The sequence below is a fragment of the Thioclava sp. NG1 genome, from assembly GCF_003122275.1.
Taxonomy (GTDB): domain Bacteria; phylum Pseudomonadota; class Alphaproteobacteria; order Rhodobacterales; family Rhodobacteraceae; genus Thioclava; species Thioclava nitratireducens.
This window is the reverse complement of record NZ_QFBB01000003.1, coordinates 45,192-63,260: the sequence shown is the minus strand read 5'-3', so window position 1 is coordinate 63,260 and position 18,069 is coordinate 45,192. Positions and strand designations below refer to the sequence as shown.

Genomic DNA, 18,069 nt, shown 5'->3' with positions numbered 1-18,069 from the left:
TGGTTCACAGGGCAGATCGCGTGGTCCAAATCTCGTCCATGTAGCCCTTGATTGCCCGGTCGGAGGAGAAGAACCCCATCCGCGCGGTGTTCAAAACAGCCATCTTCGCCCAGCCTGCGCGATCGGCGAAGGCCGTGTCCACCTCTTTCTGGGCGGTCCGGTAGGCCTCGAAATCGGAGGCAACGAGGAAATAATCGCTGTGCCACATGTTATGAACAAGATCGTGATAGCGTTCTGGTTCCTCCGGAGAGAAACGTCCCTCGGCGATCATCTGCAAAACGTCCTGCAAAGGCTGGCTTTCAAGGATCGCGTTGCGCGCATGTTCGGGATCGCGGCGGCGCTCCATCACCTCGTCGGCGGTCATGCCGAAGAGGAAGAAGTTCTCCGCGCCGACCTGTTCACGGATTTCCACATTCGCGCCATCGAGCGTGCCGATGGTCAGCGCACCGTTCAATGCGAACTTCATGTTGCCGGTGCCGGAGGCTTCCTTGCCCGCAGTCGAGATCTGTTCTGACAGATCGGCGGCCGGGATCAGTCTTTCGGCCATGGAGACGTTGTAGTTCGGCGGATAGACTATCTTGAGGCGCCCATCGACGTAAGGGTCATTGTTCACCACCCGCGCCACGTCGTTGATCAGCCGTATGATCTGTTTCGCGGTGTGATAGCCCGGCGCGGCCTTACCGCCGAAGAATTTCACGCGCGGCTGGAAATCGGCCTGCGGGTTCTCGCGGATCGCATGCCAGTCCGCGATGGTCTGCAGGATGTTCAGTAGCTGGCGCTTGTATTCGTGGATGCGCTTGACCTGAATGTCGAAGATCGCGTCGGGGTCAATGGTGATCCCTTGGCTTTCGTGCACCCACTCCGCGAGATGCACCTTGTTATGGCGTTTCGCGCCCATGAAGGCCTCGCGGAAGCCCGCGTCATCGGCGTAAGGCTCGAGCGTGCGCAGCTTGTCGAGATCGGCCTCCCAGCCCTCGCCGATCGTGTCGATGATGAGGTGGGACAGCGCCGGGTTCGCCATCCGCAGCCAGCGGCGCGGCGTGATCCCGTTGGTCTGGTTGATGATCCGCCCCGGATGCAGCGCGTCGAGCTCGGGAAAGAGGTTGCGCTTGATCAGCTCGGTATGCAGCGCCGATACACCGTTCACCTTGTGCGAGGTGATGAAGGCCAGCTCGCCCATCCGCACTTCCTGATGCTTCACGATCCCCACGAAATGCGCGCGTTTCGGATAGGTGCGGCGGTGCCAACTGTCGATCTTCTCGATGATCTGCATATGGCGCGGCAACACCGTGCCCATCAGATAGGTCGCCCAGCGTTCGAGCGCTTCAGGCAGCAGCGTGTGGTTGGTATAGCCCAGACATTGCATCGTGATCTCGAGCGCGGTCTCGAACTCCATGTCATGCAGATCGACGAGGATGCGGATCAGTTCCGGCCCGGCGATCGCCGGATGCGTGTCGTTCATCTGGATCGCGACATAGTCCGGCAGCTCTTCGAGCGTATAGCCCGAAGCCAGATGCCGGCGCATGATGTCCTGCAGCGCGGCGGAGGTCAGGAAATACTCCTGTTTGAGCCGCAGCTCCTTGCCCGCATAGGTCGTGTCATCCGGGTAAAGCACGCGGCTCAACGTCCGCGCCAGCGCCTCGGGCTCGGCCGCGGCGGCGTAATCGCCGTGATTGAACCGCGCGAGGTCGAAGAGCTCGGTGGGCTTGGCCGACCACAGCCGCAGCGTGTTCGCCCATTTGCCCTCCCAGCCGATGATCGGCATGTCATAGGCCTCGGCCAGCACCGTCTCGCCGGGGATCCAATGCGGCTTGCCGTCCAGCGTCTCGACATGGCCCTTGAAGCCGATCTCGTAGGCCGCCTCGGGACGCTCGAATTCCCACGGATGACGCTGCTTGAGCCAATCCTCCGGCGTCTCGACCTGACGCCCGCCCTCGAAGCGCTGCTTGAAGAGGCCGTGCTCGTAGCGGATGCCGTAGCCGTAGCCCGGGCAGCCCAGCGTCGCCATGCTCTCCATGTAGCACGCCGCCAGCCGCCCCAGCCCGCCATTGCCAAGCGCGGCATCCGGTTCGTTCTCGACCACCGTCTCCCAGTCCTGCCCCAACCCTTCGATCGCCTCGCGGCAAATCGCACGCAGCCCGAGATTGATCGCGGCATCTTCCAGCATCCGCCCGATCAGGAATTCCATCGAGAGATAGTAGACCCGCTTGCGCTTCTCCTCCCAGGTGCGGCGGGTGGCCGCGAACCACGGTGCCACGACCCGGTCGCGTATCGCGAGGCTCAGTGCCATGCGCCAGTCATAGACCGAGGCGTGATCGGGATCCTTGCCCATCGAAAATGTGATGTGGTGCAAAATTTCTTCGCGAACCGTCTCGGCACTGGGCAATTGGGTGTCTTTCAAGGGGGAGGTCTCCGGATCTCTTCAGATAGCAATTGATTGATGAGCCGCCCCCTGTTCAAGGTCAAGCGACGGCGTAGAAACCATCTGAGCAGCTGTTGCCGTTTGCGCTAACAAGTCTACCCTTGCCGCGTTAACGGGCAACAGGAAACTGAAAGAGGAGCGATTCATGGCGAAGGATTGGTGGCGCGGAGCGGTTATCTACCAGATTTATCCGCGTAGCTTTCAAGACGACTCGGGCGACGGGATCGGCGATCTCAAGGGGATCACGCGCAGGCTCGATCATGTCGCCTCGCTGGGCGTCGATGCGATCTGGCTGTCGCCGATCTTCACCTCGCCAATGGCCGATATGGGTTATGACGTGTCCGATTATCGCGGTATCGATCCGCAATTCGGCACGCTGGAGGATTTCGACGCGCTGGTCGCGCGGGCGCATGAACTGGGCCTGAAGGTCGTGATCGATCAGGTGATCTCGCACAGCTCCGATCAGCACCCGTGGTTCAAGGACTCCAAGAAAGGCGGTACGAAGAAGGACTGGTATGTCTGGGCCGATCCCAAGCCCGACGGCAGCCCGCCCAACAACTGGCAGGCGGTGTTCGGCGGCTCGTCCTGGGAATACGCCCCCGAGCGCGGCCAGTATTACCTGCACAATTTCCTGATCGAACAGCCCGACCTGAACCTGCACAATCCCGAGGTGCAGGCGGAATTGCTCGACATTTTCCGTTTCTGGCTCGATCGCGGCGTCGATGGCTTCAGGCTCGATACGGTGAATTACTACTTCCACGACCCCAAGCTGCGCGACAACCCGGCGATGGAACCCGATCCAGAGCGTTGGCCGCCGGTCTCGACCTACGACATGCAGGATCACGAGTTCGACAAGAACCGCCCCGAGAACATCACCTTCCTCAAGAAGATGCGCGTGGTAATGGACGAATACGAAGACCGGACTCTGATCGGTGAAGTCGGCGAAGCGCCGCATCGCGCGCTCGGGCTCATGGAGGAATACACGCGCGGCGTCGATCGCCTCCACATGGCCTACAGCTTCGACATGCTGGGGCCGAAATTCTCGCCCGCGCATTTCCGCGGCAAGATCGAAGGCTTCTTCGAGAATGCCCCCGATGGCTGGCCGAGCTGGTCCTTCTCGAACCACGACGTGCAGCGCCATGTGACCCGCTGGGCGAAATACGGCACCGAGGACGGCATCGCACGGCTGGCCATCGCGATGCTCGCGTCGTTCCAGGGCACGATCGGCATCTATCAGGGCGAGGAACTCGGCCAGACCGAGACCGAGATGGAATATCACGAGCTTACCGACCCGCCCGGCCTACGCTTCTGGCCCGAGAACAAGGGCCGTGACGGCTGCCGCACGCCGATGGTCTGGGACGAAAGCACGAATGCGGGCTTCTCCAAGGCCAAGCCGTGGCTGCCGGTGAAACCGCCGCAAGCCGCCCGGGCGGTCTCGGTGCAGGAGGCCGACGCGCACTCGGTGCTGGCCTATTACCGTCGCGTGCTGTCCTTCCGGAAGGAAAACCCGGTGCTGCGCAAAGGCGCGTCGACCTTCCTCGACCTGCCGGACCCGATCCTCGGCTTCATCCGCGACGATGGCGAGACGAAATTCGCCTGCTACTTCAACCTCGGCCCGGATCCGGTGACGCTCAAAGCGGACGGGGAGCTTGTCGGCCCCTGCCTCGCCGCGACGCTGGAGGACGGCACCCTGTCGCTCGGCCCGAACGGCGCCGCCTGGCTGAAGCTCTAACCAAACCGGAAAAACGCGGCGCGCGGGCCCCGAATTGCAGCCTGCCGCCACGTCTCGGACCCGCGACGGCGTCGGGAGCGTTTGCTCTCGACGCCGTTCGCATTCCGGTGTTCTGCCTCTGGTCAGCCGCGCCGTCTCGGTCGATAAGATGCCATCGGAAGCGATTTCTTACGGAATTTTAAGAAGGACATAAATTCCTTCTGCGATCGTTCCGCCAGAGATTGGAAAAACTTGGAAATACAAGATGGTTCACGTTGATCCGGCGCAAGCCGCCCCTGCCTCGTCGCGCGTCAAGATACTCTGGCCGATCGCGCTGGGGCTGTTGCTGTTCTTGATGGGGCTCTGGGCGCTGCATCATCTGCTCGCCAGCATCGACGTGCGCCAGGTAATCGCACAGATCAGGGCGACGCCGTGGCCCACGCTCGGCGCGGCCGTGGGGGCGACCTCGCTGGGCTACGTGGCGCTTGTCGGCTATGATTTCTGGGCGCTGCATTACCTCGGCAAAAAGCTGCCCCTGCGCACCGTGGCGCTTGGCGGGTTCCTTGGCTACGCCTTCGGCAACACGGTCGGGATCAGCGTGATCTCGGGCGGCGCCGTGCGCTACCGCATCTACTCCGCCGCCGGGCTGAACGCGTTCGAGGTCGCGGCGCTGTCCTCCTATATCGCGATCGCGATGGGGCTCGGGCTGACGATGGTGGGCGTTCTGGCGCTTTCCGTGCATCCTGCTGCGCTCGCCGGGGTCATCTCGGCGCCCGAGTCCCTGATCCGCGTCGGCGCGCTGGCCGCGACGGCCTTGATCCTGGGCGGCGCCTTCTACCTGTCCTATACGGGGCGCGCCCTGCGCATCCGCGACCGCGAGATCGCGATGCCGGCCCCGCGTATCCTTGTCGGGCAACTCGGCGTGGCGCTCTTCGACTCGACGATGGCGGCGGGCGCGCTTTGGGTGCTGATGCCCGCAGGCACGCCACCTTTCGCGAGCTTCGTCGCGATTTACGCTGCGGCCAGCATGGTCGGCATTCTCAGTCACGTGCCCGGCGGCGTCGGCGTGTTCGAGACGGTGGTGATCGCCGCCCTGCCCGCGGGCGTGCCGCTCGGCGATGCCGCGGCGGGCCTGCTGGCCTTCCGGATGATCTATTTCCTGCTGCCCTTCGTGATCGCCTTCGTGGTGGTCTCGCTGAACGAGGCGCGTCTCGCAGGCGGCTGGGCCACGCGCGTCTTCGGCGAGATATCCGAGCCGATGCGCCCGGTGATCAGCGGCATCGAGGGTATCGCGCCAAGGATCGCCGGGGTCGCGGTGCTTGGCCTCGGTTTCTGGATGGTTATCGTCGCGCTGATGCCCGTACTGGGCCAGCAAGGCGGCGAGCCGGGGCTGATCACGGCGGTTCTGGCCGAGGGCGGCACCCAGCTTTGCGCCTTGGCGGGCGTGCTGTTGATCGTGCTCTCGCATGGTCTGGTTCGCCGGGTACGGCTCGCCTATTGGCTGGCGCTCGCCGGGCTCGTGCTCGGTGTGATCTCGGTGCTGGCGGCCGATCTCGACATCGACAACGCCATCGTCCTGTCACTTGCCGCGCTGGTGCTTCTGCCGTTTCGCCGCGCGTTCCACCGGCAGGTCGCGCTCACCGAAGGGGGCTACGGCCCGCTCTGGCTGGCTGTAATCGTGGGGATGGTGGCCTCGGCGGCGGTTTTCTTCTTCCTCGCCTATGCCGCGCATCCTTATTCGAACGCGCTCTGGCTCGATTTCACCGCACGTTCGCCGACACCGCGAGCGCTTCGCGCAGGTCTTCTGATCAGCGCACTGCTGTTGGGCTTCCTGCTTTGGCTGATGCTGCGCCCGATACGCCACTTCGCCTTCTCCGTGGATCCCGAGCAGGATGCCTCGGTCGCCGCGATCCTCGCCGCGCAGGACGTGCCGCAGGGCTGGTTCGCGCTGACGGGCGACAAATGCGTGATGTTCTCCTCCGACCGCTCCGCTTTCCTGATGTATGCGCAGCGCGGCGGGATGCGGGTCGTCCTTGGTGATCCCGTCGGCCCGCCGGAGGTTGCGCGGCAACTGGCATGGGAGTTTCACGAACGCGCCGTGAGCGAGGGGCTCACCCCCGTCTTCTACGAGGTCTCGACGCGCAATCTGCCGCTCTGGATCGAGATGGGCTACGCGCTGCACAAGATCGGCGAAGAGGCCGTGATCGACCTGCAGAAGTTCTCGCTTTCGGGGTCGAAATTCAAAACGATGCGGGCCGAGCAGAACCGCGCCCTGCGCGAAGGGTACACGCTCGAACTCGCCGCCCCGCCGCATGCGCCTGAGCTGCTGTCGACGCTGCAGGAAATCTCCAATGCGTGGCTCGCCGGTCAGAAAGGCCGCGAGAAAGGCTTCTCGATCGGACGCTTCGATCCGCGCTACCTCAACCACTGCGAGATCGCCCTGATCCGCTGCGAGGGAGAGATTCTCGGCTTCGCGAACCTTCTGGGCGGCAACGGAGCGCAACATTTCGCGATCGACCTGATGCGATATCGCCCGGAAGCCGCCGACGGCGTCATGCAATTCCTGTTCCTCGGCCTGATCGAGGCACTTCGCGATCGCGGCGCGACCGAGCTGAGCCTCGGCCTCGCACCGCTGGCGGGGCTGCCCGATCGCGCCTCCGCGCGGCTCACGAGCCGGGTGGGAAACCTGATTTATCGTCACGGCGGAAGCTTCTACAATTTCGAGGGGCTGCGCCGGTTCAAACAGAAATTCCGCCCCGAATGGCGGCCGCATTACGTGGCGCTGCCGCCCGGCACCTCGCCCTATCTCGCGCTGACCGAGATCGCGCTCTTGATCTCCGGCGGTGCGCGCAACCTGCTGACAAAGGACTGACATGCTAGACGCCATCCACCAAGTGCTCCCGAATCTCGCCGCTCTGGGGATCTTCGGCTACTGGGTGATCGGGGCCGCGGCGGGGTTGGAGGCCTTCCTGCCAACCGGGTTGTTCCTGCCGGGAACGCTTCTCGTCGACGCCGGCGGGGTGATGGTTCAGCGGGGGATGCTCGACCTGCTCGACCTGCTGTGGTTCGTCGCGATCGGCTCGGTGCTCGGCGGCGAGGCGACCTTCTGGCTCGGTCGTCATGCACGGCGCGGCATGCTCGGGCGTTGGAATGTCGAAGGCATGGCCGCCTATCGACGCGCGGAGAAGCTATTTGCCCGCCATGGCGGCTTGGCGATCGTCATGGGGCGTTTCCTCGGTCCCGTCGCGGGCTTCGTTCCCTTCGCCGCCGCCGTCGCCGGGATGGAGACGCGACGCTTCCGGATCTGGAACCTGCTGAGCGGCTTGCCCTACGCTGTCTTCCATGTCGGCTTCGGTTATGCGCTTGGCGCGGGTTTCGCCCAGCTCAGCCCGATGATGACGCGCAACACCTTGTTCGTGCTTGGCATTGTCGTGATCGCCGCGGTGCTTTTCTGGATTCTGCGCCGACTCGACCGGGCGGTGCCCTATCTCCTTGCGATGGCGGGCGGTCTGATGGACGACATCGCGCGCCACCCCCGCATCGACAGCTGGGGCGGGCGCCATCCGAAAACGGCGGCCTGGATCGCGCGCAGGCTCGACCGAACAAAATTCTCCGGACTGCCGCTGAGCCTTCTCGCACTGGCCTTCCTCTACCTCGCCTCCGTGCTGGTCGGGCTGTCGCTCGATTTCCTGCAAAGCGACCCGATCGTGCAGATCGACGCACGGCTGGCGGCGCTGATGCGGCTGTTCTGGACGCCGGGTCTCATACAGGTCTTCACCTGGATCACCGCGCTCGGCGATACGCAGCTCGTGGCCGCGCTGCTCGTGCTGGCCCTCGTCTGGCTCGCGTGGCTGCGCCGCTTCGATCTCGCCACGGGGCTCGTGGTCTCGCTCGGACTCGATTTGGTTTCGGTGATAATCCTGAAGGCCGGCTTCGGGCGGCCGCGTTCGATCCTCGGCTATTTCCACGAAACCTCGGGCAGTTTTCCCTCCGGCCACGCGACGCTCTCTGTCGCCTTTTACGGGATGCTGGTCTTCCTCCTCTGGCGGCTATCCCGGATCGGAGCACTCAGCGCGAGCTTCCTGGCGTTCCTGTTCGCCGGGCTGATCGGGCTGAGCCGTCTCTACCTTGTCGAGCATTACCTGAGCGACGTGATGGGCGGCTGGCTTCTCGGCGCGCTATGCCTGCTCGTGGGCATCGCCGTGGCCGAGTGGCTTTATCCGCGTTGGGCCGGGGCGCCGCGCACGCGACCGCGCTGGCAGATCGGCGTGATCGGAGTCGTGACGCTCGCGCTTATGGGCTTCACGATGGTTCGGGTGCGCGACTACTCCAAGGCGCTGAACCCGCCGCCGGTCGCGCAGCCGCTGATCGTGATCGCCCAAGGGGCCGAGCCGCAGGCGTTGAGCGACGCGCCGCTGATGGCGCAGACGCTCGATGCGGAGCAACAGTTCCCGCTTTCGCTCGGGATGTGGGCGGCGAACACCGATCAGATTACCGCGGCGCTGACATCCATCGGCTGGCAGCGCGCCGATCCGGTGACGCTGAAGACGCTGGCGGGCGCGGCCTTCGGAGCGGTGCGCGACACGATACGCCCCGGAGCAGCCCTCGCACCGCTTTTCTGGAACAACAAGCCGAGCGAACTTGGCTTCACCCGCGTGCCGGAGGGCGACGCGACCGACGAGCTGCCGCGGCTGCGAATGTGGCAGACGCGCTATACCGATGCGTCCGGCGCGCGGCTCTGGATGGGGGCGATCACTCGCGATGACGGGCTGGTGCCGAGCGACGGGTCGGCGGCGGGGCCGCTGGCCTCTGACGTTGTGAAGGCGCTGAGCCAGAGCGGCGGGGCCAAGACGGTCGGCCATATCTCCGGCACTGACGCGTCGGCGATCCCGGTTCTGGCGCTGCGATAAGCGCGCATGTCAGCCTGCGTGCAGATCCTCGAGATAAATGCGAACCGCTTCCTGCACATGACGGAATCGGTCGCCACCCAGATGCTTGCCGCCGAACCAGCGAGTGACGACGATGATGTGGTCATAGAGCTCTTCGCGCTCGAGCATCCGCAGGATCACCATGCCGGCGCCTGCCTCACCGTCGTCGTTCTTAACCGGAGCGTCTGCCGTCAGAAGCGCCCAGGTGTTATGCGTCGCCTTGGCATATTTCTTTTTCCGGCAGAGTTCCTTGACGAAGGCCTTGGCCTCCTCCTCGGAGGTGCAAGGCCCGCCCGAAACCGCGTATTTCGAGCCGCGGTCGCTGATGATGTTCTCGAGGATGCGCATGGCGCAGGTTTATGGGCCAAGCGCCGAAGCGGCAAGGGCGGGCAGCGGAGCCGATGGCCCGCCGCCCTGCCCGCTCAGCCCAGCTTGCGCAGGCGGGCGATCAGCGAGGACGTGTCCCAGCGGTTGCCGCCCATCGCCTGCACGTCCTTGTAGAACTGGTCGACCAGCGCGGTGACGGGCAGCGAGGCCCCGATCTCGTCGCCGGTCTTCAGGCAGATGCCCAGATCCTTGCGCATCCAGTCCACCGCGAAGCCGAAGTCAAATTCGTCCTTCGCCATGGTCTCGTAGCGGTTCGCCATCTGCCACGAGCCGGCCGCGCCCTGAGAGATCACTTCGACCACGGCGGCGATGTCGAGATCGGCCTTCTCAGCGAAGTGGAGGCTTTCCGCGAGGCCCTGCACCAGACCCGCGATCGCGATCTGGTTGCACATCTTGGTCACCTGCCCGGCGCCGCTTTCGCCCAGACGGCGGCAAATCTTGGCATAGGCGTCGATCACCGGCTCGGCCTTCTCATAGGCCGCCGCATCGCCACCGCACATAACCGACAGCTGACCGTTCTCGGCCCCCGCCTGCCCGCCCGAGATCGGCGCGTCGATGAAGGCCACGCCGTGGCCAGCCGCCTCGCCCGCCAATTCGCGGGTCACGGCAGCCGAAACCGTGGTGTGGTCGACGAAGACCGCGCCGGTTTTCATCCCCTTGAACGCGCCGTCCTTACCAAGGCAGACCTCGCGCAGATCGTCGTCGTTGCCGACACAGGACATCACGAAATCGGCGCCCTTGGCCGCTTCGCGCGGCGTGGGCGCGGCGGAACCGCCATGTTCGGACACCCATTTCTCGGCCTTGGAGACCGTGCGGTTATAGACCGTGACCTCGTGGCCCGCCGATGCGAGATGCCCCGCCATCGGATAACCCATCACCCCAAGCCCCAGAAATGCAACTTTCGCCATCGACCTCTCCCTTGCGTGAATACGAAACCGCGCCCCGTGAAGCGCGAGCGCGTTGATTGTAGCGTCGGGCTCAACTAGTAACGCGCCATCCCGGCGCGTCAACTCATGCGCCGGTCGGAGGGATTCCGGGTGAGGCGCGCAGAGGGCTCGATGTACAAGGCATTTCGATGGGGCGTTCGGCTGATCATGGCCGCGATCGTGGGCGTGGTGCTCATCGGGGGTCTGATCTATTTCTTCGCCTCGCGCTCGCTGCCCGATTACGACGCGACCTACAAGGTCACTGGCCTCACCGCCCCGGTCGAGATCGTGCGCTCCACCGAGGACGTGCCGCATATCTTCGGCAAGAATGACCCGGACGTGTTCTTCGCCCTCGGTCTGGCGCATGCGCAGGACCGGCTCTGGCAGATGACACTGATGCGCCGCACGGTGCAGGGGCGGCTGTCGGAGGTATTCGGGCAGGAGACGCTGAAGACCGACGAGCTGATGCGGCGGCTGGGCCTCTATCAGGCGGCAGTCGACTCGGTGGCATCGCAGGACGATTACACCAAGGCCGCGCTTCAGGCCTATGCGCGCGGCGTCAACCAGTGGATCCAGATCGTCAACGAGGGCGCGATGGGGCGCGGTGCGCCGGAATTCTTCCTTTTCGACAGCAAGATCTCCTACTGGACGCCCGCGGATTCGCTCGCGATCATGAAGCTGATGGCGGTGCAGCTGTCGAACCAGCTGCAGGACGAGGTGCTGCGCGCCCGCGTTTCGCTCGCCGGAAAGGATCTCGTGCGCGACATCATGCCCGACGATCCGCAACAGGCAACCGCCGCGCTGCCCGATTACGCCAGCCTGTTCCCGACAATGCAAAAAGGCATCCAGACGGCAGAGAACGGCGCGCCCGGCGCGTTCTCGCCCTTCCCCGAGCGCGGCTCTGCCGGGGCGTCCAACGCATGGGCCGCGGGGCCTGACCGCTCGGCCGCGGGCGGCGCACTTCTGGCCAACGATCCGCATCTTGGGCTCACCGCGCCCTCGATCTGGTATCTCGCGCGGCTGCAACTGCAATCGGGCGGCGTGATCGGCGGCACGATCCCGGGAATGCCGCTCGTGCTGTCGGGCCGCAACAAGGATCTGGGCTGGGGGCTGACCACGGCCTATGTCGACGATCAGGACCTGCATATCGAGGAAATCGACCCCGACGATTCGACGAAATACCGCACGCCCGATGGCTGGAAGCATTTCAAGACCAAGCGGGTGATCGTCGAGGTGAAGGATGCGAAACCCGTGACCCTGACCCTGCGCTGGACCGATAACGGCCCGGTTCTGCCCGGCAGCCATTTCGATCTGGCGACGGTGACGCCGCCCCATTCGGTGATGTCGCTCAGCTGGACGGCCTTCGATCCGAAAGACACCACGATGACCGGCGCGATGGACCTGATGCGGGCGAAATCGATCCCGCAGGCGCTCGACGCCGCAAAAGAGATCGTAGCACCTGCACAGAATATCACGCTGGCCGACAAGGATGGTGTGGCGCTGGTCACCGCCGGGAAAATCCCGCTGCGCGACCGGGCGAATGACACGCAGGGCCGGATGCCCAACGCGGGCTGGAAACCCGAAAATCGCTGGAAAGGCGCCCTGCCCTTCAAGGACAATCCGCAATTCGTGGAGCCCAAAAGTGGCATCGTCGTGAACACCAACAACAAGACGGTGGACCGGCCCTTCCCCTATAACGTCTCGTTCCACTGGGGCGACACGCAGCGCATCCAGCGCCTGTCGAAACTGATGGGCGAGCGCGAGGTGCATTCGCGCGACAGCTTCATCTCGGCGCAGCTCGATACCGTCTCGCCCGCCGCGCGCGGCCTGCTGCCACTCGTCGGTGCGAACCTGTGGTATACCGGCGATCCCGCGCCTGACGGCACGCCCGAGCGGATGCGTCAGCGCGCGCTGGAGATGCTGGCGAGTTGGGATGGCGAGATGTCCGAGCATCTGCCCGAGCCGCTGATCTACGCCGCCTGGATGCGCGAATTGCAAAACCGGCTGATCCGCGACGAGCTGGGCCCGCTGGCGAAGAAGTTCGACCACCTGGAGCCGCTGTTCATCGAGCGCGTCTTCCGCGACACCCAAGGCGCGAGCCATTGGTGCGACATCATCCAATCCGCGCCCAAGGAGACCTGCAGCGACATCGCGCGGCAATCGCTCGACGCGGCGCTCTTGGACCTGTCGAAGAAATACGGGCCGAATATCGAAAGCTGGCGCTGGGGCGACGCGCATGTCGCCGAGCAGGACAATCCGGTGCTGGGCAAGGTGCCGGGGCTCAAATGGTTCGTGAATATCCGGCAATCGACGTCGGGCGGCGATTTCACCCTGATGCGCGGGCGGACTAAGGGCGGCGACGGGCCCGATCGCTTCGCCAATGTCCATGCGGCGGGCTATCGCGAAGTTCTCGATTTCGCCGATCCGGACAGCTCGGTCTTCATCATCTCGACCGGGCAATCGGGCCATCCGCTGAGCCGCCATTACGACGACCTGTCAGAGCTGTGGCGTTCGGGCGAATATATCCCGATGTCGCTCGATCCGGCACTGGCGCGGGCAGCGGCGACGGGGATCACCCATCTGGTGCCGAAGGGCGCGGCGCAAGCGGCCAACTGATCCAAAATGAAACGGGGACGGACCTTGGCCCGCCCCGGATCAAATCTCAGTCCTCGCGCCCTCAGTCCTCGCGCATCGTGCGCTGCACCTGATCCGCGACCGGCTTGAGCAGGTAGGAGATCGCGGTGCGCTCCCCCGTCTGGAAGAACACCTCCACCGGCATCCCCGGACGCAGGCCCCGCCCGTCAGGCAGCACCGGCGCCTCGGTCAGCGCGACGGTGCAGAGATAGTAGTTACCGCCGCTCTCGTCCTTCGTGGCCGAGGCCGCGACGACGCGCACCTCGCCTGCCACTTCCGGCGTCGTCCGCTGGTTGAACGCGGTGAAGCGCAGCCGCACCGGCTGCCCCGGCATGACCTGGTCGATATCGGTGGTGCGCAGCCGCGCCTCCACGATCAGCTCGCCATCGGGGACGATCGCCATCACCCGCTCCCCGGGCGCGATCACGCCGTTCACCGTATGCACGCCCAACTCGTTCACCACCCCTGCGATCGGCGCGCGGATCTCGGTGCGCGAGAGCCGGTCGCGCGCGGCCACGGCGCGCTCATGCAGTTCGGCCATCTGCGCGTCGATGTCGCGCAGCTCCTTCTGCGCGGCGGTGCGCGCCTGATGATCCAGTTCCAAGATGCGCAGGTTCGACTCGCTGATCTGGCCCCGCACTCGCGCGATATTTGCCTCTATCTCTCCGGAGACCCCGTCGAGCCGCGCCATGTCGCGCTCGATCTCGGTGATCGCGCCTTTCTCGGTCAGCCCCTTCTTCAGGAGCGTCTCGAGCCGGGCATGATCTTCGCCGCGCAGACGCCGTTCGATCTCGTTCGAGTGGCGCTGCGCTTCGAGCGCGCGGATCTCCTCGTCGAACTGGTCGACCTGAGACAAAAGCTGGTCGCGGCGCAAGTCCTGCATCGCCCGGTCATGGGCCAGAAGCTGGCGCTCGCCATCCGCGATCGCTGCGGTTTCCTCGGCGGTATCGAACCCCTCCGGGAACACGATCTCGACGGCGCTGTCGCGCACTGCAAGGAGCCGCGCGCGGCGGCCGGTAAGCTCGCGGATCTGGGTCTCGACGATCCCCAGTTCCGAGCGCAGCTGCGTGTCGTCGAGGCTCAGCACGACATCCCCCGCCTGCACGAGATCGCCGTTCTCCACGCGGATCTCGCGGATCACGCCGCCGTCCGGGTGCTGCACGACCTTCAGCTGCGATTTTACCGCAACCTGCCCCTGCGCAATCACCGCGCCGGAGAGTTTCGCCTGCGCCGCCCATCCGCCGAAGACGAGGATCAGCGCGCCCAGAAAGGCCGTCGCGAACAGGATCCGCGCACGGATCGAGAACAGGGCCGGATCATGGTCAGTCTTGGTCATTTTCGGTTCCCCCCACCAAAAACTCGCGAGCGCCCGTCAGACGGTCGCGTCGCAGTCAAACAGAAAATTGGTTTCTTCCAGCGTGTGATGGCCGTCGAGTTCGATCTCGAAGTCGTAATCCTCGACGCTGCCATCCTCGTGCTGCGCGCTCAGCTTGGCTTTCACGATGGTGAATTCGTGCCCCTCGTCGCCGTCTTCGATCTCGTAAGCCACGAAAACGCCTCCACGCGCCTCGGCGACCTCGCCATTGGCACCGGCGTAGAACAGCCGCATTTCACCATAGCCTTCGCCCATCGGGTCGATATGCGAGAAGTCTATCCGGTCGCCGGGCTCGAAATCGGTGATGCGGTCATGGCCCGCGCCCGCGTTGCGGATCGCAGAGACCGAGGTGAAGACGAACACGTCCTCGCCTTCGCCGCCGCTGAACAGGTTGCAGGCATCACTTGCGATCAGCTGGTCATCTCCGGCGCCGGAAGCGACGTTCTCGATACTGACGAGCGTCGCTTCGCCGGTCTCGCTCGTCATTTTCCCTGAAGACAGATCGACGGTGACCGACTCCGCGATGCGGTGCAGATCGAGCGTGTCCGAGCCCGCGCCGCCATCGTAGCTGTCGCCCGTAGCCTCCGCGATTTGCGAAACCACGATGCGGTCCTCGCCCGCGCCGCCGGTCACGAGGTCCTCGCCCGCGCCACCGTCGAGCAGATCGGAGCCCTCGCCGCCGACCAACGTGTCGTTGCCCGCCCCGCCATCTAGGCTGTCCGCGCCGGAGCCACCGTCGAGATAGTCATTGCCGTCCTCGCCATGCAGCAGGTCCGCCCCGGCCTCGCCGAAGACAATGTCGTCACCCGCGCCCGCGAAGACCGTGTCGTTGCCGGCGCCGCCATAGATCACGTCCGCGCCCGCGCCGCCGATCAGCACGTCGCAGCCCTCTCCGCCGTCGAGCATGTCGTCGCCCTCGCGGCCATAGAGGATGTCGTCGCCCCCCTCGCCCCGCATCGCGTCGCGGTCGGGCGTGCCGAGCAGCAGATCGTCTTCGGCGGTGCCGATCACGTCGTGATACTCGGGTGGCAGGATCAGCGCGGTCGCGGTCTGGCCGATCGACAGCGCGCCGTCGCTGAGATCGTAGGTGATCACCAGCTCGCCCTCGAAGCCCTGATCGGGCTTGATCAGCCATTCGCCCGCGCCATGGGCGATCACTTCGCCGCCTTGCGCTTGCATCGACAGGATCGAGAGCGGGTCGCCATCGGGATCGCTCGCCCCGGTCAGCAGGACCGCCGCCACGATGAAGAAGCTCTCATCCCGCCGTCCGGGCGACAGCCGCACCGGGCCCTTCGTCTCCGGCGCACGGTTGCGGGGGGCTTCGGTCGCCGCGTCCGGAGGACGGGCTTCATCGGGAGCGCCACGGCTTTCACGCGCCTTGCGTGCAGCGGCACGGGTCGAGGTGAAGACCGGCACTTTCGGAAGATCGAGTTCCTTGACCTCGATCGCGTCCGGGAAGAACAGCGTATCGCCCTGCGCCTCCACCGTCGCCTTGTGCTTAGCGTGCCATCGCTGCGGCGAGAGCGTGAAGGGCGCGGGATTGGCGCCCGGGAACAGGATCACGTTGTCGGGCAACGGATCGGGCGGCGTGTTTTCCTCCGTAAGCACGTCACTCGGCCCCATTTCGGGGATGTGATGCGCGTTCGGCGTCTGCGGGCCGGCGGGGGCGTCGGGATCTGCCGGGGGGTGGGCCGGTCCATCCTGAACGCCTTCCGCCTGCGCCGCATCCGTGCCGAAGAGCTTGCGCGCGAGCGCAGCCCAGGCAATGGCGACCAGCCCCACCGCTGCGCGGCCGGGCCAGACCGAGCGCCGTTCCGGCGCACGGTATTTCTGCATCGGCGCGATGGCCGCTTCGTCGTCCGGGATACCGAGCTTGAGCTTGTCCTGTTCCATGGCTCAGCCCACCGCCTGCTCGATACTGTCTCCCAGCTCCGCCGCCGGTGCCGCGGGTTTTCCCTTGGGCAGCGGTTTGAGCCCGACGGAGCGGTTCACGATCTCGTCTTTGGGGCCGAAGGCCACCAGCTTGCCGCCCTGGACGAAGCCCACGAGATTCACGGATTCGAGCGCCTTCGGGCGATGCGCGATCACCACCACGATGCCGCCACGCGCGCGGACCGAGGCGATGGCCGCGCTGAGTGCCGCTTCGCCATCGGCGTCGAGGTTCGAGTTCGGCTCGTCCAGTACCACAAGGAACGGCGCGCCGTAGAGCGCACGCGCCAGACCGACCCGCTGACGCTGCCCCGCCGAGAGCGAGGTGCCGAAGGGGCCCAGCTGCGTCTGGTAGCCATCGGGCAGATGGATGATCGTCTGATGCGCACCCGCGGCCTTCGCCGCCGCCACCACATCGGCATCCGTCGCGTCCGGCGCAAAGCGCGCGATATTCTCGGCGACCGTGCCTTCCATCAGCGAAACCTCCTGCGGTAGGTAGCCGATATGATCGCCCAGCAGATCCACGCGCCACTGGTCGAGCGCGGCCCCGTCGAAACGGACATGCCCGCGCAGCAGCGGCCAGATCCCGACGATGCCCTTGGCAAGCGTTGTCTTGCCCGAGCCAGACGGCCCGATCAGGCCGAGCGCATCGCCGGCTTTGAGATCGAAACTGACATCGCCCAGCAGCACCGCGCCGGAGCCCGGCGCGACGACCGTCATCCCCTCGACCGTGAAGCTCTCGGTCGGCGCGGGCAGAGCGATCAGGCTGTCGTCATCCTCAAGCGTCGCCAGCGTGTCGCGCAGACGCGCATGGCTGCGGCGGGCGGCAGTGAAGCCCTTCCAGTTGCCGATCGCCATTTCCACCGGCGCGAGTGCGCGCGAGGCTGCGACCGAACAGGCGATGATCGCACCGGGCGACAGCTCGCCCACGATGGTCAGATACGCGCCGAGGCCCAGAAGCGCCGATTGCAGCATCATCCGCGTGACCTTCGACAACCCGCTCAGTGTGCCGGTGATGTCGCTGGTGCGCGCATGCAGGCGCAGGTGCTCCGCATTGGCGGTGCCGAACCGCTCCACCGCGCGGCGGCCGAAGCCCATCGCGTGCAGCACGTCGGCATTGCGCGTGTTGGTATCGGCGATCATCGCGCGGGCGATGGAGGCCTTCTGCAACTCCCGGCCCGAACGGCGCGACAGCATCTCGGTGATGACGGTCAGCGTGATCAGCACGCAGGCACCGCCGATTGTCAGCAGACCCAATAGCGGATGCAGCATGTAGACGAAGCCCAGAAACAGCGGCATCCACGGCAGGTCGAGAAGCGCGATGGCCCCTGCCCCCGAGACGAAGCTGCGGATCGTGTCGACGTCGCGGCCGCGCTCCAACGCCTCGGACGTGGAATAGCCGAAGCGGGGCATTTCGATTGCCACCCGATGCGCGAGCGGCGCGAGGCGGTTGTCGATCCGCGCACCGACCCGCACGAGGATCTGGTTGCGCAGCACATCGAACAGCCCCTGAAACAGATACAGCGCGATGGCCAGAACAGAGAGTGCAAGCAGCGTCGGAACCGAGCCGCTGGTCAGCGCCCGGTCATAGATCTGCAGCATGTAGAACGAGCCCGTCAGCGCGAGCAGGCTGATCACGAAGGACAGTCCGAGGAGAAAGACGATCAGACCGCGATAACGGCCCAGACGCTCGGAAACGAGTTCTTCGCTGGCTTGAAAACGACGACGTGCGTTGCTCATGTGATCCTCCCACCAAG

At 65.3% G+C, this 18,069-nt stretch carries 10 protein-coding genes; 4 read left to right on the top strand and 6 right to left on the bottom strand.

Annotation, left to right across the window (positions count from 1 at the left end):
- Positions 1-4: 4 nt before the first annotated feature.
- Entirely contained in the window at positions 5-2,401 is a 2,397-nt protein-coding gene (locus tag DEM26_RS05875) for a glycogen/starch/alpha-glucan phosphorylase (protein WP_075774800.1), read from the bottom strand.
- A 166-nt stretch (positions 2,402-2,567) separates the two neighbouring features.
- On the opposite strand from DEM26_RS05875, the gene DEM26_RS05870 reads away from it, so the two are divergent.
- The 3 genes from DEM26_RS05870 to DEM26_RS05860 all read left to right on the top strand — a co-directional run bounded on the left by DEM26_RS05870 (position 2,568) and on the right by DEM26_RS05860 (position 9,043).
- Positions 2,568-4,154 carry an alpha-amylase family glycosyl hydrolase gene (locus tag DEM26_RS05870; RefSeq protein WP_109171940.1) on the top strand — a complete coding sequence of 529 codons (1,587 nt, stop codon included), beginning with the start codon at positions 2,568-2,570 and terminating at the stop codon, positions 4,152-4,154.
- A gap of 244 nt (positions 4,155-4,398) precedes the next feature.
- Positions 4,399-7,005, top strand: coding sequence for a bifunctional lysylphosphatidylglycerol flippase/synthetase MprF (gene mprF / locus DEM26_RS05865; protein ID WP_109171939.1), 2,607 nt, complete (start codon positions 4,399-4,401; stop codon positions 7,003-7,005).
- Between the two features lies 1 nt (position 7,006).
- A complete protein-coding gene (locus DEM26_RS05860) occupies positions 7,007-9,043 on the top strand; it encodes a bifunctional DedA family/phosphatase PAP2 family protein (protein ID WP_109171938.1) in 2,037 nt (678 codons plus the stop codon).
- A gap of 9 nt (positions 9,044-9,052) precedes the next feature.
- On the opposite strand, the gene DEM26_RS05855 is transcribed toward DEM26_RS05860, so the two are convergent.
- Positions 9,053-9,409, bottom strand: coding sequence for a YigZ family protein (locus DEM26_RS05855; protein ID WP_075774796.1), 357 nt, complete (start codon positions 9,407-9,409; stop codon positions 9,053-9,055).
- Positions 9,410-9,483: 74 nt separating this feature from the next.
- Positions 9,484-10,458 (bottom strand): NAD(P)-dependent oxidoreductase, encoded by a 975-nt coding sequence (locus DEM26_RS05850; protein WP_369907739.1) that lies wholly within the window; start codon positions 10,456-10,458, stop codon positions 9,484-9,486.
- Between the two features lie 48 nt (positions 10,459-10,506).
- Here DEM26_RS05850 and DEM26_RS05845 point away from each other — a divergent pair, with 48 nt between their 5' ends.
- Complete coding sequence (locus DEM26_RS05845; protein WP_109171936.1) at positions 10,507-12,990, top strand: penicillin acylase family protein; 2,484 nt, start codon at positions 10,507-10,509, stop codon at positions 12,988-12,990.
- Between the two features lie 61 nt (positions 12,991-13,051).
- On the opposite strand, the gene DEM26_RS05840 is transcribed toward DEM26_RS05845, so the two are convergent.
- The 3 genes from DEM26_RS05840 to DEM26_RS05830 are packed head-to-tail and all read right to left on the bottom strand — an operon-like array spanning position 13,052 to position 18,052.
- Complete coding sequence (locus DEM26_RS05840) at positions 13,052-14,344, bottom strand: HlyD family type I secretion periplasmic adaptor subunit (protein WP_088726551.1); 1,293 nt, start codon at positions 14,342-14,344, stop codon at positions 13,052-13,054.
- Between the two features lie 36 nt (positions 14,345-14,380).
- Positions 14,381-16,276: a cadherin-like domain-containing protein gene (locus tag DEM26_RS20840; RefSeq protein WP_109171935.1), complete on the bottom strand. Its 1,896-nt coding sequence runs from the start codon at positions 16,274-16,276 to the stop codon at positions 14,381-14,383.
- A gap of 3 nt (positions 16,277-16,279) precedes the next feature.
- Positions 16,280-18,052 (bottom strand): type I secretion system permease/ATPase, encoded by a 1,773-nt coding sequence (locus tag DEM26_RS05830; RefSeq protein WP_075774791.1) that lies wholly within the window; start codon positions 18,050-18,052, stop codon positions 16,280-16,282.
- Positions 18,053-18,069: the final 17 nt, after the last annotated feature.

Bases quoted from the DNA above. Each gene is read 5' to 3' on its own strand.
- DEM26_RS05870 (WP_109171940.1), top strand. From the start codon at position 2,568: ATGGCGAAGGATTGGTGGCGCGGAGCGGTTATCTACCAGATTTATCCG.
- mprF (WP_109171939.1), top strand. From the start codon at position 4,399: ATGGTTCACGTTGATCCGGCGCAAGCCGCCCCTGCCTCGTCGCGCGTC.
- DEM26_RS05860 (WP_109171938.1), top strand. From the start codon at position 7,007: ATGCTAGACGCCATCCACCAAGTGCTCCCGAATCTCGCCGCTCTGGGG.
- DEM26_RS05855 (WP_075774796.1), bottom strand. From the start codon at position 9,409: ATGCGCATCCTCGAGAACATCATCAGCGACCGCGGCTCGAAATACGCG.
- DEM26_RS05845 (WP_109171936.1), top strand. From the start codon at position 10,507: ATGTACAAGGCATTTCGATGGGGCGTTCGGCTGATCATGGCCGCGATC.
- DEM26_RS05840 (WP_088726551.1), bottom strand. From the start codon at position 14,344: ATGACCAAGACTGACCATGATCCGGCCCTGTTCTCGATCCGTGCGCGG.
- DEM26_RS20840 (WP_109171935.1), bottom strand. From the start codon at position 16,276: ATGGAACAGGACAAGCTCAAGCTCGGTATCCCGGACGACGAAGCGGCC.
- DEM26_RS05830 (WP_075774791.1), bottom strand. From the start codon at position 18,052: ATGAGCAACGCACGTCGTCGTTTTCAAGCCAGCGAAGAACTCGTTTCC.